Annotated in this window: 15 protein-coding genes and 1 pseudogene; 12 read left to right on the forward strand and 4 right to left on the reverse strand. The window is 40.3% G+C overall.

Going from position 1 to position 15,937, the window contains the following annotated elements:
• Positions 1 to 4 precede the first annotated feature (4 nt).
• The 5 genes from G504_RS0104240 to groL all read left to right on the forward strand — a co-directional run bounded on the left by G504_RS0104240 (position 5) and on the right by groL (position 3,966).
• Positions 5 to 523: an LptE family protein gene (locus G504_RS0104240; RefSeq protein ID WP_019668898.1), complete on the forward strand. Its 519-nt coding sequence runs from the start codon at positions 5 to 7 to the stop codon at positions 521 to 523.
• Positions 524 to 597: 74 nt separating this feature from the next.
• Entirely contained in the window at positions 598 to 1,521 is a 924-nt protein-coding gene (locus G504_RS0104245; protein ID WP_019668899.1) for a hypothetical protein, read from the forward strand.
• A complete protein-coding gene (gene secG, locus G504_RS0104250) occupies positions 1,522 to 1,890 on the forward strand; it encodes a preprotein translocase subunit SecG (protein ID WP_026348388.1) in 369 nt (122 codons plus the stop codon). It abuts the gene before it with no gap.
• A gap of 136 nt (positions 1,891 to 2,026) precedes the next feature.
• A complete protein-coding gene (locus G504_RS0104255; RefSeq protein WP_019668901.1) occupies positions 2,027 to 2,305 on the forward strand; it encodes a co-chaperone GroES in 279 nt (92 codons plus the stop codon).
• A 23-nt stretch (positions 2,306 to 2,328) separates the two neighbouring features.
• Positions 2,329 to 3,966 carry a chaperonin GroEL gene (groL, locus tag G504_RS0104260; RefSeq protein ID WP_019668902.1) on the forward strand — a complete coding sequence of 546 codons (1,638 nt, stop codon included), beginning with the start codon at positions 2,329 to 2,331 and terminating at the stop codon, positions 3,964 to 3,966.
• A 103-nt stretch (positions 3,967 to 4,069) separates the two neighbouring features.
• On the opposite strand, the gene G504_RS19100 is transcribed toward groL, so the two are convergent.
• Complete coding sequence (locus G504_RS19100) at positions 4,070 to 4,828, reverse strand: LuxR C-terminal-related transcriptional regulator (protein ID WP_019668903.1); 759 nt, start codon at positions 4,826 to 4,828, stop codon at positions 4,070 to 4,072.
• A gap of 122 nt (positions 4,829 to 4,950) precedes the next feature.
• Between G504_RS19100 and G504_RS0104270 the strand changes: the two genes are divergently transcribed.
• The 7 genes from G504_RS0104270 to G504_RS0104305 all read left to right on the forward strand — a co-directional run bounded on the left by G504_RS0104270 (position 4,951) and on the right by G504_RS0104305 (position 11,411).
• Positions 4,951 to 5,502 carry a hypothetical protein gene (locus tag G504_RS0104270; RefSeq protein WP_019668904.1) on the forward strand — a complete coding sequence of 184 codons (552 nt, stop codon included), beginning with the start codon at positions 4,951 to 4,953 and terminating at the stop codon, positions 5,500 to 5,502.
• A gap of 95 nt (positions 5,503 to 5,597) precedes the next feature.
• Positions 5,598 to 6,920, forward strand: a complete 1,323-nt coding sequence (locus tag G504_RS0104275) for a carbohydrate porin (protein WP_169336898.1) — start codon at positions 5,598 to 5,600, stop codon at positions 6,918 to 6,920.
• Positions 6,921 to 7,335: 415 nt separating this feature from the next.
• The gene (locus G504_RS18280) at positions 7,336 to 8,553 is read left to right on the forward strand and encodes an ABC transporter substrate-binding protein (protein WP_019668906.1); all 1,218 of its coding nucleotides are present in this window, start codon (positions 7,336 to 7,338) and stop codon (positions 8,551 to 8,553) included.
• Between the two features lie 159 nt (positions 8,554 to 8,712).
• Positions 8,713 to 9,144, forward strand: coding sequence for a YidH family protein (locus G504_RS18285; RefSeq protein ID WP_019668907.1), 432 nt, complete (start codon positions 8,713 to 8,715; stop codon positions 9,142 to 9,144).
• A gap of 85 nt (positions 9,145 to 9,229) precedes the next feature.
• Positions 9,230 to 9,838: a MarC family protein gene (locus G504_RS18290; protein ID WP_083930696.1), complete on the forward strand. Its 609-nt coding sequence runs from the start codon at positions 9,230 to 9,232 to the stop codon at positions 9,836 to 9,838.
• 41 nt (positions 9,839 to 9,879) lie between these two features.
• Positions 9,880 to 10,596 carry a rhodanese-like domain-containing protein gene (locus G504_RS0104300; RefSeq protein WP_019668909.1) on the forward strand — a complete coding sequence of 239 codons (717 nt, stop codon included), beginning with the start codon at positions 9,880 to 9,882 and terminating at the stop codon, positions 10,594 to 10,596.
• A 17-nt stretch (positions 10,597 to 10,613) separates the two neighbouring features.
• A complete protein-coding gene (locus tag G504_RS0104305; RefSeq protein WP_019668910.1) occupies positions 10,614 to 11,411 on the forward strand; it encodes a hypothetical protein in 798 nt (265 codons plus the stop codon).
• A gap of 75 nt (positions 11,412 to 11,486) precedes the next feature.
• On the opposite strand, the pseudogene G504_RS0104310 reads toward G504_RS0104305, so the two are convergent.
• The 3 genes and pseudogenes from G504_RS0104310 to G504_RS19105 all read right to left on the reverse strand — a co-directional run.
• Positions 11,487 to 12,752: pseudogene (locus tag G504_RS0104310) on the reverse strand (efflux RND transporter periplasmic adaptor subunit); the annotation flags it as partial.
• Between the two features lie 130 nt (positions 12,753 to 12,882).
• The gene (locus tag G504_RS0104315) at positions 12,883 to 15,357 is read right to left on the reverse strand and encodes a heavy metal translocating P-type ATPase (RefSeq protein WP_019668912.1); all 2,475 of its coding nucleotides are present in this window, start codon (positions 15,355 to 15,357) and stop codon (positions 12,883 to 12,885) included.
• Positions 15,358 to 15,390: 33 nt separating this feature from the next.
• Positions 15,391 to 15,936 carry a DUF3347 domain-containing protein gene (locus G504_RS19105; RefSeq protein ID WP_019668913.1) on the reverse strand — a complete coding sequence of 182 codons (546 nt, stop codon included), beginning with the start codon at positions 15,934 to 15,936 and terminating at the stop codon, positions 15,391 to 15,393.
• Position 15,937: the final 1 nt, after the last annotated feature.

The following is a 15,937-nucleotide window of genomic DNA, read 5'->3' on the forward strand; positions in this document are numbered from 1 at the left end:
TCTTTTGAAAAAAATATTTAAAAATATCCTGAGCATCTCCCTGGTGTTTCTTACGCTTGGTTGCGGGGCATATAACTTTACCGGTGGCGATGTAGGTACGGCAACCTCGTTTCAGGTAAATTATTTTCAGAATTATGCTACGCAAAACCCCGGATCTACTTTTGATCCCGGTTTGGATAGAGATTTTACTTTGGCCTTACAGGATCTGATCCTTAACCAAACAAGCCTAGATTTAAGAAGTTCTGATGCCGATTTGATATATGAAGGAGAGATTGTAGAATTTAGGATATCTCCGATGACAGCAACTGCACAGCAGCGGGCAGCTCAGAATAGGTTAACCATGGGCGTAAACGTCCGTTTTTTTAACAGAACGAAGGAAGATGTAGATTTTGAACAGCGATTTTCCTTCTTTTATGATTACGATGCCAATACGCAATTCTCATCGGTTAGGGATGAAGCGCTGGGAGCTATTTTTGAAAGGATAACCCAGGATATATTTAATGAATCTTTGGCAGACTGGTAAAAATTGAAATATGCATGGCATGAGTTGTTTTGTTTTTTGTAAAACTTCAAAACGATGATTACGAGTTAATTCAAATGAACGTAGCAGATTTTACATTCTTATTACAGAATCCGGATAAGGTTTTAGAACCTGTCCAGACAAATCAACTGGAAGATATCCTTAAGGAATATCCGTATTTCCAGGCCGCCCGTGCACTTCATTTAAAAGGACTCAAAAATCTAAATAGTTTTAAGTATAATAACGCCCTGAAGGTTACAGCGGCTTATACGGCAGACAGGGACATTCTTTTTGACTTCATTACCTCTGACGTATTTCTTCAAAATTCAATTGCAGATACAATTTCGGGCAAATCATTACCCTTGTCAGACAAGGAGATCATCTCTGAAGAAGTTGAACCAAATCCGGATACAGATACCCATCTTATAGATGACTCTCAGGACCATCCTTTACCTCAGAGCACCAGGGATGCAGATAAAATTCTTGATCCCCAGCTTTTTACTTCAAAAGATCCCAAAGTAGATAAAGTCATAGCGGCCAAAAAAAAGGCAGAAGAAGAATTAGAGATAGGGAAACCCCTGTCTTTTACAAAACGGGAAAAGCATTCTTTTGGGGAGTGGCTGCAGCTTACTTCATTTAAATCTATAAAAAGGAAGAAGGAAGAGTTCAGGGAAACGGAAATGAAGGATATTCATTTTCCATTGGAGGAAGACATCCTGAAAAAGAAAAAATTTGAGATAATAGACAAGTTCATAGAAAACAATCCCAAGCTCGTACCAAAGGAAAATCTGGCTTCAAGCGTCAACATTAAAGAGTCTACCAAACTTGATAAAAATGAGTTGATGACGGAAACATTGGCAAAAGTATATCTGGAGCAAAAAAAGTATAAAAAAGCCATCCAGGCATACAAGATTTTAAGTTTGAAATATCCAGAAAAAAGTAGTTTCTTTGCAAACCGAATAAAAGCAGTAGGAAAGTTACAGCGAGAAAATAAAAAATAAATGAGCACATTTTCAATCTTTTTGGTCCTTATCTTAGTAGTATGTTTACTCCTGATATTGGTTATCATGGTACAAAACCCAAAGGGAGGTGGATTATCTTCTTCTTTTGGCGGTGGGGGTACCCAAATTGTTGGGGGTGTAAAAAAGACCGGAGATTTCCTGGATAAAAGTACCTGGACTTTAGCGACCCTGTTGATAGTTCTTATTCTATTATCTAATGTTGCTCTGAAAGGTAATTTTGCAGAAGCCGAGTCCAAATTACTTCAAGGTGATGATATTGAAAGTACAGTTCCCGAAACTGTACCTGAGGAAGTTCCTGAACAAGTTCCGGGATCTGAGGGCGGTAATTCTTCCGATACAATTCAATAGTGTTCAGAAATGACATATCCTAATGCCAGCAAAAATGACAAGCTGGCATTTTTATTTTAAAATTATGTCAGTTTTGAGCAATGGCATAATTTCTGCCTATTAAAAGGAGAAATTTATAAACTAAAAACTAAATAATATGGCTAAAGTAAACATTAAACCACTTGCAGACAGGGTCCTTATAGAGCCTATGGCAGCAGAGACAAAGACGGCATCGGGGATATATATCCCGGATACTGCCAAGGAAAAACCTCAACAAGGAAAAGTCGTGGCAGTTGGCCCGGGTACAAAAGATGAGAAAGTTACAGTTAAAGTCGGCGATAAAGTACTTTATGGAAAATATGCGGGCACAGAGCTAAAGCTTGAAGGCTCCGATTATCTTATGATGCGTGAAAGCGACATTTTAGCAATTATTTAATAACCAAAAACTACGAATAGAAAATGGCAAAAGATATAAAATTTGATATTGAAGCACGCGATGGTCTGCGCAGAGGCGTTGATGCCCTCGCTAATGCAGTGAAAGTAACATTAGGTCCTAAAGGAAGAAACGTAATAATTAGTAAATCGTTTGGGGCTCCTGCTGTAACTAAAGATGGTGTTACCGTTGCGAAGGAAATAGAATTGGCAGATCCTCTTGAAGATATGGGGGCACAAATGGTAAAAGAAGTTGCTTCTAAAACCAATGATCTTGCAGGTGACGGAACTACAACAGCTACGGTTTTAGCACAGGCTATTGTTAAGGAAGGACTTAAAAATGTTGCTGCGGGTGCTAATCCTATGGATCTTAAGAGAGGTATTGATAAGGCAGTTGAGGCAATTGTAATTAACCTGGCCAAGCAGGCTAAAAAAGTAGGTGATTCTTCTGAAAAAATTAAACAGGTAGCCACTATTTCATCAAATAATGATGAAAACATAGGAGAACTTATTGCCCAGGCTTTTGGAAAAGTTGGTAAGGAAGGAGTAATAACCGTTGAAGAAGCCAAAGGAACAGATACTTATGTAGATGTTGTTGAAGGAATGCAATTTGACAGAGGATACTTATCTCCTTATTTTGTGACAGATTCAGACAAGATGATCGCAAATCTTGAAAACCCGTATATTTTGTTGTTCGACAAAAAGATCTCGACAATGAAAGATCTGTTACCAGTTCTCGAGCCGGTAGCGCAATCCGGGAAACCACTATTAATTATTTCTGAAGATGTGGATGGAGAAGCATTGGCAACTTTAGTAGTTAACAAATTAAGAGGTTCCTTAAAGATAGCTGCCGTAAAAGCTCCTGGATTTGGAGATCGAAGAAAAGCCATGCTGGAAGATATCGCTATTTTGACTGGTGGTACGGTAATTTCAGAAGAAAGAGGATTCTCTCTTGAAAATACAACACTGGATATGTTGGGAAGCTGTGAGAAAGTGACCATAGACAAGGATAATACAACTATTGTCAATGGATCCGGAGCCGCCAAAAACATAAAGACCAGAGTTAATCAAATTAAATCTCAGATAGAGACCACTACCTCAGATTATGACAAAGAAAAACTTCAGGAACGTTTGGCTAAATTGGCCGGAGGTGTAGCGGTGCTCTATGTTGGTGCAGCATCTGAAGTAGAGATGAAGGAAAAGAAAGACCGCGTAGATGATGCACTTCATGCCACAAGAGCGGCTGTAGAAGAAGGTATTGTTGCCGGAGGTGGTGTTGCATTTATCCGAGCCAAGTCGGCTCTTACCAAAGTTTCAGTAGAAAATGCGGATGAAGAAACGGGCTTGCAAATAGTTACGAGGGCTATCGAAGCTCCATTGAGAACTATTGTATCCAATGCCGGTGGTGAAGGCTCTGTGGTTGTTGCAAAAGTTCATGATGGCAAAGGCGATTTTGGCTATGATGCCAAATCTGAGAAGTATGTCAACATGCTTGAAGCCGGAATCATTGATCCAGCAAAAGTTACAAGAATAGCGTTAGAGAATGCGGCATCAGTTGCAGGAATGATCCTGACAACCGAATGTGCATTAACCGACATCAAGGAGGAAAATCCTGCTCAGGGAGGACCACCAATGGGTGGCGGAGGAATGCCTGGTATGATGTAAGGTTCTGAATAATTTAAATTTAAAAACCGTTCTTTTTAAGAGCGGTTTTTTTATGGATACGCTTTAATTGTTATAAAAATCCGAAAGCTTCTCCTTATAATTTTTAAAGAAGCCCCTGATCCTTGAGGCTAAAAATAACATCAGATATATGCCCTTTACCTGTCTTCTCCAGAATATTTCTGCGATGAGTGTTCACGGTATGTACACTTAAAAATATTTTGTCAGCTATTTCTTCACTAGTTAGACCTGATGATACCAATTTAATAATTTCAAACTCCCGAGGAGTTAAATGATGACACATATTCAATAGTTCATCATTAGGATAGGCAAACAAAGAAACATCATCGCCAACATAATAATGAAAAGTATCTCTATGCATTTTAAACCAATCAATATTTGTATTTACCTGAAGATAATAAACAGATTTATGGGGTATTGGACTATAGAACATATAACATTGGAAAAGGAGGTCGGCATATTCCTGATCCGGTTTTAACATTCTTATATTGGTAGATAATAATGCTGCTCCCTTTTTGGCAATGAAAAGATCTTTATCCAGATCCAATAATTTCGACCTCCCTAAACCAAACCTGTGAAGATCTTCAGGATGTACTTTACTCATCATTTTTAAAGGGTCATTCTCAGCGGGCTTAATACCAACCATTTCAATACTTCGCTTACTTGTATAAATAATCTTTGTTTGTGTAAGATCCATTACTATAAGCATTTGATCATTTATCTCCATCAAACTTTCCAATTTACGCATGATCGGATCATTGGAGTCAATATTCAGAAACCCCGAAGGTAAATACGACTCAATAAAATCATGATAAATATTATAGTCATAAGGTGTCTTGAGCATTGTCGATTCCGGATAACAGTTCAATACCTACAAGGTAAGAAAAATACTCATTAATGAGTATTGTCTACCGTCCAAATATGCCATAATTTAGAATACAATTTATTTCCTTTAAACCGAACGAAATGGCAGAATTAACTGCAAAGTTATTTCGTAATTATTTTGGTGGGAGCTGGCTTGGTAAAATAACAAAGAACGGCGAGTTTCAACGTGAAATACTGTTTAACTGGCCCGTTGCATTTGAAAAATATTCTTCGATCGGGACAGAAGAAGGGTTAAAAACTCCTCAGGGTATTGGTTTTTATGACGACACCAATAAAGTGTGTATCGCTGGATGGCGTCAAGACGTTAAGAGGTGGTGCATGACATGGTTTAATGAATTTGGCGGCTATGGTGAGACACAATGGGTATCACAAGAAATCATAAATGGTGTAACTGTAATCTACGGTTATTGTAATGAGTGTAAACAGGAAAGTGATGATATAACCAATCACATTGTTTTATGCGAAATTACAGATCAGGACAATTTCAAATATTCGATAAATAGTTTTAAGAAAGGTCTTGTGGAAATTGAAGCCAGGAGGTTTCGTACGGCCAAAAAATTGAAATCGCTTATGCAGCAGGAGGACAACGCCATTGAAATGTTTACCGAAAGTATAAATTACACGAAGAAGTAGTTTTTTATGAGATCGATTTACATCACCTTAAAATTCAGCAAAAGCAAGGACGTGTGGAATAACCCTTTATTTGTCAATCCTTTAAAATGAAACAAATGAAACAAAAAAGGAGCGCTATTGCAAGGAAGTTGTTATTCTGCACTGCGTTTCTATGGGGGCTGCTGTACCCAACGCTGATATTTGGACAACTCGGTTCCGTCCAGAGCGGCGCAACTAAATCTTCAGCAATACAAGTTGATACTTCAGGAACCGCAGGAAGTGAAGGTTTTTTTAATCAAGAATATCTGACCGGTAATTGGTGGGGGGCACGTTCCTTCCTTGAAGACAGGGGTGTTAGTTTTGACCTGAGGTACAGCGCTACCTATCAGGGTTTAATAGAAGGCACCGGCGACAAAAGCTTTGATTATGGTGGCAAAGTGAATGCACTTATAAATTTTGAAACAGATAAGATGGGGCTTTGGAAAGGAGGGGGTTTCAACTTTCACCTGGAATACAGACATGGTCAGGCACAAGCCAATCTGGGTGGCACCGTCTTCGCAGTAAATACGGCGCTTTTTCTACCTTCAGATTCCCCGGAAGAGTTGATAGCTACAACAGTTACATATACGCAGAAAATAGGAAATGGACACTTAATTAAACTAGGCAAATTTAATCCCATTGATATCTATGCGACAGATCCTTTCTACGGGGGTTGGGGGGTAGACCGGTTTATGAATATCGTCCTTGTAGCACCACCCAGCGGATTGATTCCTGTAGTTTTTATGGGGGGGTTAGCCTCCATAAATCTGGAGCCAGTAACCTTAACTGCTGTCGTATTTGACCCGAATGACCGTACCAACGATTATTTCCCGGGGGACCTGTTCAAAGATGGCGTAACTTTCGGGGTAAATGCCACAAGGGTTGCTAAACTGGCTGGTCGCCACACCTCTTACGGTATCACAGGTTTCTATAGTACAGCAGAGGGAACGGATTACTCCACCCTTGGTAATGGTATCATTAATACATCTACCGAAACGGGAGCCTTTAACATCAATGTGCAATTTAAACATAATCTGCAAGAAAGCACCCGATATCCCAGCGCAGCCTGGGGGATTTCTTTTAAGACTGGAATCGCCGATGGAAATCCCAATTATGTTCGGGCGTCCCTGGTAGCAGGAATCGGAGGGAACCCATTGTTTTTTGGACGTCATCAGGATTCTTTTGGTATAGGTTATTTCTACTACAACCTCAGTGATGTCCTCGAGGATTCCTTTAACCCTCTGGTGTCCATAGAAGATGAATCCGGTATGGAAATATTCTATTCGTATTCTATTACCCCCTGGCTTTACATAGGGGTGGATATGCAATATATCAATCCGTTTAGAGAACGTTTTAAAAATGCATTTATAGGAGGGCTCAGAACTCAGATTCGAATTTAACTCAAAATGTATTTTACGAAAATTTATCGACGATCAAACTAACTAATTTTTACTTATAACTTATTGATTTTCAAGTTTAAATAAAATATTTACCCTTTCCGGAATTCATTAAAAATACCTATTAATAGGTATTTTAATTCGTGTCTATCTGTCGTATATTTATATACAATGTTCTATAGAAATCCTTAGTGCATTATACAAAAAAAACAGTACTGGACCTTCTTGTACTTACAAAGTTAGCGGGGAAAACTCCAGGATTGCGAAAAATTACATTAAAAGGAAAAGGAACCTGATTCTTCATGAATGAAGAAAACAAAATGGATTATAGATCTTATTTGACTGCTGAAAAGGAAGAAAAAGACGAGAATTAGATTACCTATTTCTCGCCAAGTAGAATAATATAAATATTAAAGTTATGGAAAATCAAGTTAAAAGATCCGCTCCAAACATGGATGAAATCCTGGCTGAAGCAAAAAAATTAGGAAAACTCGAGACCGTACCATTAGATTGGACCGAAGTGTATTATACAAATTGTCCACTGGTATCCGCCAGCAATGTGGATCAGGAATTGGGATGGACTAAAGGCGAGTTTAAAAAAATAGGTGTGAATTATCAATATTTGCGGGCTCGTCAAGAGAACAATTGGTACCCACACTATATACACAATATGGATAACTTAATCCGTTTTGGAGGTTTATTTCCTCCTGTTCATGTTCATGCCGATATTAGAAGAACAAAACTGCTTGGGGTAACTCAGGTATATGAAGGTGGCGTTATGATGGTGCGTTCAAGAGATGATATTTATAGGATGGCTGATCTTAAAGGTAAGAAGATTGGTCTTTCAAGAAGTCAGAATAAAATAAAGACTGACTGGTGGGGTATACAGGAAGAACAAGGTATTGAATTAATGTTGCGCATGAATGGCATGACCCGGGATGATGTAGAAATAGTAGAATTTCCGTATCCGGATGACTGGTACGACGTACCTGAAATGATGGGCCCACCTATGGAAAATCCGTCAGAACTTTGGTTAAAACGAGACCACAAACATGACCTTGCATTCCGTCCGCTGGAAACAGCTTTGGAAAATGGCGTAATTGATGCCATGTACAGTCAAAGTAAAGTGCTCAGTGTACTCTCTGAAACAACAGGTAAATTTAAGTCTATAGAGGATCTCTCCCATTATCCGGACTGGACATTGCAGATTGCCAATGTGCCTGCTGCTATTACCTGTACCGCTGAGATGGCTGAACAGCACCCGGAATTAGTGGTCACATTCCTGAAAGGTATGATTAAAGTAGGCCGCTGGGCTAATGAGCATAAACAGGCAGCAGCAGCCATTTTGGACAAACAGACTTTCTACAGGGACGTTGAAGACACATATGAAGGAATTAGACGTGTTGACCTGGTTCCAAACTTGTCGCCACAGAATTTAGTATCTGTTGCTATAGGAAAGGACTTTATGCATAGCCATGGTTACATTAAAAACGATTTTGATGTAAACGAATGGGCAGCGCCTGAATTCTTGGAACAGGCAGCAAGAGAATTGTTGGAAGAAGAATGGAAGAAAAGAACTACTTCAAAACTTCCAAAAGCAGCTGATCCTTTATCAGGCAGAGGTAGAGTTGGTTAGTTTTAAAAGATAAAAGAATATTAATGATGCCTTGGCACTGCAATGATGCCATAGCACTGCCAAGGCTCACTTTGTTTTCTTAATATTTTTATTCGTTTTTCAATTTAAATCCATACTAGTAAATGTTAAAAAACCAGATTATAAGTTGCATTTGCCATTATGAAAAACAATAAAGTAAAATCAGAAGTTGATACTCGTGAAGCTTTAGAGCCCAAAACTGACCTGGCTGTAACCCGAACTATTATGGCAGCCGACCGATCTTTGATGGCTTGGATTCGTACTGGGCTTGCTTTGATAAGTTTTGGATTTACTATTTATAAATTCCTGGATTATTCAAGAGAGCAATTTCTTGGATCTGGTGTGATTTCTCATTCTGCTTCAAGCCCCAAGATAATTGGACTTTTTTTGATTGGGTTGGGTGTTATTTCTTTACTAATGGGAATCATGGAAAATGAAGTGACCATAAGAAAGTTAAGGAAAAACTATGTATTCATTCAAACCAGGTATTCCCTTATTATGTCCATAATACTCATGATTTTTGGGGTTCTTCTTTTTTTTGGAGTGGTTTTACGAATCTCGGTATTACAATGAATGGGTGTTACACTGTCAATCTAAAAATAAAGTGAAATCCGAAATAATAACAGACTCAGAAATATTATAGCCAAAATACATTATTATGACTCCATATGCCCAAATAATAACATTTCTCTTTTTGATGCTAGGGCCTTTTAAGATAATAGCCCCTTTCGCAAAGATTACGGTGGGAGCTGATCCTTCTTTAACTAAAAAAATAGCTTTCCGCTCCATCCTCTACGCATCTATAGCGCTCCTGCTGGCAGGCTCATTAGGGGAAACCATTTTAAGCAAATACGGGATCCCTATCCCTATCCTGGCCCTGGCTGGCGGGATTGTAATTTTCTTGGTGGCTCTTCTCGAAATCATTAAACAATTTACACCTCATGAAACCCCTGAAGCGAATCAAATTACTCCTTCGTTAAAGATGGCGATGAACCCCCTGGCCTTCCCGACCATCGTTACACCCTATGGAATCGCGACCATCATCGTATTTCTTAGCATGTTTTCGGATTCCAGGAGTCAGTTGATCATTGCTGCCATAATTGTTGGGATCATGTTATTAAACCTGGTCACTATGCTCGTGACCAAACGCATTTTTAAATACTTGAGTGTAGTGCTCCCCATACTGGGTGCTGTTCTGGGGATTGTACAGGTAGCCCTGGGCTTACTGATCATTTATAATCAGTTGAAGGAATTGGTTGGCATTTAAAAAGGTGGATCTGGCAAACTAATTTTTAAAAACTCACTATTATGATAACACAGAAAATGAATAAGATACCTAATCTAAGTCCGGGAGGTCCTGGCGGATTATCAAAAGAAAAGGTCAGGGACACGCCCGTCAAAAATAAGACCCCTATGAATGGATATGATACATCCGTAGCTACTAAAAAGTCCAACATATTAATATTGATTATCACCATGAGCATTATCGTAACACAACCAACTGCCGGGCAGGACAAAAGCCCCGGGCTTCCAGTAGAAAAGCAAACAACCCTGGGACTCTACGCAACTGCCAAAGAAGCGTATGAGAAATGGCAACAAGCACCCGATGAAATCAACATACTGGATGTACGCACCCCTGAGGAATACATTTACATAGGGCATGCGCCAATGGCCTGGAACATCCCTGTTTTTATTCAAACCCACGACTGGGATGCCGAGAAACAACATTTTTCAATAAAGCCTAGTGCGGCTTTTCTTAAACAGATCAAAGAAGTTTTTAAATCAACCGATACTATTTATGTTATGTGCCGCTCCGGCGGAAGAAGTGCCTGGGCGGTAAATCAATTAGCTGATGCAGGGTATAAGAATGTTTACAACATTACCGATGGTTTTGAGGGTGATGCTGTATCAGATACCGATAGCCTCTACAAAGGCCAACGACTAAAAAATGGATGGAAAAATTCCGGAATACCATGGACATACAAAGTGGAAAGGACCCTTATGAAACTACCAGAGGAGAACTAATCTGACAACTAACGACCATGAGAACAAATCAATGTTACCTTTTACCTATATTTCTTTTTGCGGGCATATTACTCTCCCTGTTTTCCACAGATCTACGTGCACAGAAAGATGAAACTTCAGCCGCAGGCAAAGACCAATGGTCATTTTTAATTGAGCCCTATATGCTGTTTCCCAACATGAAAGGTTCCGTGGGGCTGGGTGTTTTACCAGATGCTCCGATAGATGCAAACACCAATGATATTTTTGGGAATCTGAAAATGGGGTTTATGCTCAATCTGGAAGCCTCCAACGACACCTGGGCTGTGGGCTCGGACTTTATTTATATGAATCTCTCGAGGGGAGTAGAATCAGGGATTTTAATTGATAGTGGTGATATTTCTGCAAAACAATTTGCATGGGAAATAATGGGGTTGCGAAGAATCACGCCATGGCTTGAAGTTGGTTTGGGAGGAATATTAAATTCAATTAATGCCGGCGTCGACCTAAACCTAAATGCCATAGGGGGTGGTACCACACCTCAAAGCAGGAGTCTGACCAAAACATGGTTCGACCCCATGATCATTACCCGTATAAGGAATGGGGCAGGTGAAAAATTCATATACCAGTTCCGGGGAGAAATAGGAGGTTTTGGGATCGGCTCTGATTTTGCCTGGCAGATACAGGCCTATGCAGGCTATCGATTCTCAAAGCTATTCCATGTCACGGGGGGCTATCGAATTATCAGCCTGGATTATACAAGCGGGAGCGGACAAGATCGGTTTATGTATGATGTAGATACTTCCGGTCCGGTTATACGACTGGGCTTCAATTTTTAGTGCTATTTTTTTTACTCTGAGCTAAGCCAGGATATCTCAAATTAATTGAGAGCATCAAATAGGTAATGGCTAGTTATGACTCTCATGTCCTGTCATTACTTGTTCGGCTTTTTCGTTCATCATGGATTTTTTTCCTTTGAGTTGCGCCGCAGCATCTACGGTAAAGGTGCCATTTGTAACGATTTCTTCCCCTTTTTCTAAACCCGACAAAACAACATAGCCATCATTAATTAGATCGCCAAGGGTTATTTCGCGCATGGTAAAAGTTGGGTTTTCGGGGTCAGTTTTGATATAAACCACTGAGCGTTCCCCGGTCCAAAGAACAGCACTTTCCGGAATAACAAGCATCTCGTTTTTCATTTTCGATCTAAGCCCAATTACGCCAGAGACAAACATTCCCGGTTTTAGCTGGCCTCTTGAATTTTGCAAAACTGCCCTGACCTCAATGGTCCTTGTTGCCGAATTCAATACAGGATCTATAAAGGATATTTTGGCATCGAATTTGGTGTCGGGATAGGCCTTGGCTACAATGTCTATTTTTTGGCCTTCCTTTAAAAGAGAGACCTGATTTTCGTAGGCATCAAAAACCGCCCATACAGTATTTAAATTTGCAATTTTAAACAAGGGTGACCCTTGTTCCACATAGTCTCCTGCTTTTACCATGATTTCCGTTACCGTTCCTGAGACATTGGCATATACAGGGAAGTTTTCTCTAACCTGGCCAGAATTCTCGATTTGCTGGATTTGCTCTTCAGATAATTTCCACAGTTTAAGCTTATTTCGGACGGCCCGATACAAATCTGGCTGGGATTCTTTCAGGCTGGCAGCCGTAATCAATTCCTGTTGGGCCGAAACAAGTTCAGGAGAATAGATTGTAGCCAGTTGTTGTCCGCTTCGGACTTGCTCCCCTTCAAAATTAACAAATAACTTTTCTATCCGTCCGGCAAAGTAGGAAGCTTGTGTTTCCATAGCTTTTTCGTTCTCCTTTATTTTTCCCGAAAGTTTGAGGACATTATCGCCCGAAGCAACCAAACCAACTTTGGTAGTACGAATATTGGCCAGGGCCATTGCATCCTTAGTCAATTTAAACTCATTTATTGCCAAACCATTGGTTTCGGCCTCTGCAGGGATCAAATCCATACCACAAATCGGACATGAACCAGGTTCTGGTTGCATAACCTGCGGATCCATAGAACAGGTCCACATCTGGCTTTCTGTCATTTCCTTACTATGGTCATGTTCTTCGGATGAACTTTCATTTGAGTTATTTCCAAAAATCAGGTATCCGGCCAACAAACCCCCGATTACTGCTAATCCGATATAAAGAATATTTTTTTTCATAATTCAAAAATTTACTTTTTTGTCTTTCTAATAATGGTTCACGACATATGCTAAACCTATGGGCCTACCCCCACCCCGGATTGGGATATGATTCCCCTGTTTTTATACTATTTTACTTTGAACCATATGTTTAACCTATCATCGCATTTCTCAATCTGAGCGAATTGGCAATTACAGAAACAGAACTAAAGCTCATGGCTGCAGCAGCTATCATCGGAGATAGCAATATCCCAAAAAAGGGATACAGAACTCCTGCCGCAATTGGCACACCAAGGGTATTGTACACCAAAGCAAAAAACAGGTTCTGCTTTATGTTCTCCATTACCTTGTTGCTTAGGTTTCTTGCCCTTACAATTCCATGTAAATCTCCCTTTACCAAAGTAATGGCTGCACTCTCAATAGCCACATCTGTTCCGGTACCCATAGCAATACCAACATCGCTTTTTGCCAGGGCCGGAGCATCATTGATGCCATCACCTGCCACGGCAACAAGCTTCCCTTGTTTTTGTAGTCTTTCTACTTCCTGTAGCTTATTTTCCGGAAGCATTTCCGCTTTAAAATCCATCAGACCGAGTTCGCCTGCCACGGCCTGTGCAGTTTCATAGTTGTCACCCGTAAGCATAATAACTGCAATACCATTATCCTGCAAATCCTTGATTGCCTTAGCACTGGTCTCTTTAATTTTATCTCCAATAACAATATAGCCAACGATCTTTTGATCAACAGACAGGTAAGAAACTGTTTTGCCCTGCTTTTGATAGATCCGGGATTCGTTTTCCATTTCCTTCAAATAAGAAGCGTTAGTCTGTTCCATCATCCTGGTATTGCCCAAAGCGGTTTTCTTTCCATTGACAGTTCCTTCAACCCCTTTGCCTGTTACCGAATTGAAACTATCGACTTTGAGGGATTCCACACCTTTTTCTCTGGCATATTTCAGGGTAGCTTCCGCTAAGGGATGTTCGCTTTGGCTGTTGAGCGATACAATGTATTTTAAAACATCATTTTCATTAAAATCATCCCCAACTGCACCTACTTTTTCAACCGTTGGTTTTCCTTCGGTAATAGTTCCGGTCTTATCTACTATCAGGGTATCTACCTTGTTCATGGTTTCCAGGGCTTCGGCATTTTTTATGAGTACTCCGTTCTGCGCGCCCTTACCAACACCTACCATGACCGACATGGGTGTAGCAAGACCCAACGCACAAGGGCATGCAATTATCAATACCGCAATCGCATTTATTAGTGCATATACATAAGTTGGCTCCGGCCCCCAAACAGCCCAGGCTATGAAAGTGATGACCGCTATAATTATGACTATCGGAACAAAATAGCCCGATACCGTGTCCGCCAGCTTTTGAATTGGTGCACGGCTGCGACTGGCATCGTTGACCATTTGGATAATTTGCGATAGTAAGGTATCCGAGCCAACTTTTTTTGCCTTCATCAAAAAAGACTGATTACCATTAATAGTTCCGCTGCTAACCACATCTCCGGGACCTTTACTCACAGGAATGGGTTCTCCCGTGATCATAGATTCATCAATGGACGTTACACCTTCAGTAATTATACCATCCACAGGAATTTTCTCGCCTGGTTTTACTCTTAGAATATCATCTAATTGTATTAGGTCTATGGGAACTTCGCTTTCCTTACCATTAACAACCCTTACTGCCTTATTGGGAGCCAGCTTCAGCAATTCTTTTACCGCAGTATTTGTTTTGCTGTGTGCCTTTGCCTCCAGTACCTGACCTAACAAGACCAGGGTAAGAATGACCGTAGCGGCTTCAAAATAGACATGAACGCTTCCCGATTCCGTTTTGAATTGGGCAGGAAAAAAATCCGGAAAGAGTATCCCAAACAGGCTAAACAGCCAGGCTACACCTGCACCTATCCCAATTAGGGTAAACATATTAAGGTTCCATGTTTTTATGGAGCGATAGGCCCGTTCAAAAAAGATCCGGGTTGTATAGAAAACAACAGGGATAGAAAGTACAAATTGTACCCAGTTCCAGTTTACCTGATCCATTATGGCATAGAGTGGATTATTGGACAACATTTCGGACATTGCAATCAAAAAAATGGGAAATGTGAAGGCCAGTGATATCCAAAACTTTTTTAGCAACTTTTTATAATTCTTTTCCTCTACGGAAAGTTCTGGTTGCATCATTACGAGTTCCATTCCACAGATTGGACAACTCCCCGGTCCTTCCCTGATGATTTCCGGGTGCATGGGGCAGGTGTATTGTACTGAAGATACAGAAGCAATGTTTTGTTCGCTCACCAAGTCCATGCCGCATACCGGACAATCACCAGGATGCTCATACGTCTTTTTGCCTTCACAATGCATAGGGCAATAAAATGGCCCGTTGCCTTCTTCCTTGGGCGTACTCATTTTCGTTTCTTTACTATGCCGATGCTCTCCTTGGTTGTGTATGCTATACCGTCCGCCAAAACTTGCCAGAGCACCTTGTAATCTATCGATGGAAATGTGATTTTCCATCTCAATTGCTGCCTCGGCTTTTTCTAAATCTACCGCAACTACAGTCACACCTTCCACATTTTGGAGAGCTTCCTCCACATGGGTTTTGCAACCGTTACAAGTCATTCCGTGTATGTGATAGGTGTGTTTCAAATTATATTAATTAATTATTTCAGTTACTTTTCCACATTTCAACATTTTATCTCCATAATACGGATTCCTGATTTCCTCAACGTCGGAAATCCAATACCCGCCTTTTCCTTCAAAAGCCATTGGGCAAAACTGCTTGTAGATCGCACCTTCAGAAATAGATTCTTTGAACAATGTTTCCACCTCCGCTGTCATTTGGGAAAACAACTCCCTTTGTTTTTCAATGTCATTGGTTTCAGCCATGGCCATAACCATGGAATTCATCGCATCACCTTCTCCGGTCAGACTTTTGTAGAGATTTCCGGCGGCCAGATTCACTTCTTCGTTATCAGAATTAACCAAAGCAATACGAATCTGCTGATAAGCATTGAATACCTTTCCGGTCATTTCATCGGAAAAGGAAGCGTCAACTATTTCAGGGGTGTCAGCCTTTTTAGTTTCAATTTCTTCTGGTGTACTTATTTCGTTATTCTGCTTCTTCCTGGCATCCCCGCATGAAGCCAAACCAATTAGTAAGATTGTCATGATCGTTAGTGTTACATTACGTTTCATCATT

This window comes from Eudoraea adriatica DSM 19308 (genome assembly GCF_000382125.1).
Taxonomy (GTDB): domain Bacteria; phylum Bacteroidota; class Bacteroidia; order Flavobacteriales; family Flavobacteriaceae; genus Eudoraea; species Eudoraea adriatica.

Bases quoted from the DNA above. Each gene is read 5' to 3' on its own strand.
- G504_RS0104245 (WP_019668899.1), top strand. From the start codon at position 598: ATGAACGTAGCAGATTTTACATTCTTATTACAGAATCCGGATAAGGTT.
- secG (WP_026348388.1), top strand. From the start codon at position 1,522: ATGAGCACATTTTCAATCTTTTTGGTCCTTATCTTAGTAGTATGTTTA.
- G504_RS0104255 (WP_019668901.1), top strand. From the start codon at position 2,027: ATGGCTAAAGTAAACATTAAACCACTTGCAGACAGGGTCCTTATAGAG.
- groL (WP_019668902.1), top strand. From the start codon at position 2,329: ATGGCAAAAGATATAAAATTTGATATTGAAGCACGCGATGGTCTGCGC.
- G504_RS19100 (WP_019668903.1), bottom strand. From the start codon at position 4,828: ATGCTCAAGACACCTTATGACTATAATATTTATCATGATTTTATTGAG.
- G504_RS0104270 (WP_019668904.1), top strand. From the start codon at position 4,951: ATGGCAGAATTAACTGCAAAGTTATTTCGTAATTATTTTGGTGGGAGC.
- G504_RS0104275 (WP_169336898.1), top strand. From the start codon at position 5,598: ATGAAACAAAAAAGGAGCGCTATTGCAAGGAAGTTGTTATTCTGCACT.
- G504_RS18280 (WP_019668906.1), top strand. From the start codon at position 7,336: ATGGAAAATCAAGTTAAAAGATCCGCTCCAAACATGGATGAAATCCTG.
- G504_RS18285 (WP_019668907.1), top strand. From the start codon at position 8,713: ATGAAAAACAATAAAGTAAAATCAGAAGTTGATACTCGTGAAGCTTTA.
- G504_RS18290 (WP_083930696.1), top strand. From the start codon at position 9,230: ATGACTCCATATGCCCAAATAATAACATTTCTCTTTTTGATGCTAGGG.
- G504_RS0104300 (WP_019668909.1), top strand. From the start codon at position 9,880: ATGATAACACAGAAAATGAATAAGATACCTAATCTAAGTCCGGGAGGT.
- G504_RS0104305 (WP_019668910.1), top strand. From the start codon at position 10,614: ATGAGAACAAATCAATGTTACCTTTTACCTATATTTCTTTTTGCGGGC.
- G504_RS0104315 (WP_019668912.1), bottom strand. From the start codon at position 15,357: ATGACTTGTAACGGTTGCAAAACCCATGTGGAGGAAGCTCTCCAAAAT.
- G504_RS19105 (WP_019668913.1), bottom strand. From the start codon at position 15,936: ATGATGAAACGTAATGTAACACTAACGATCATGACAATCTTACTAATT.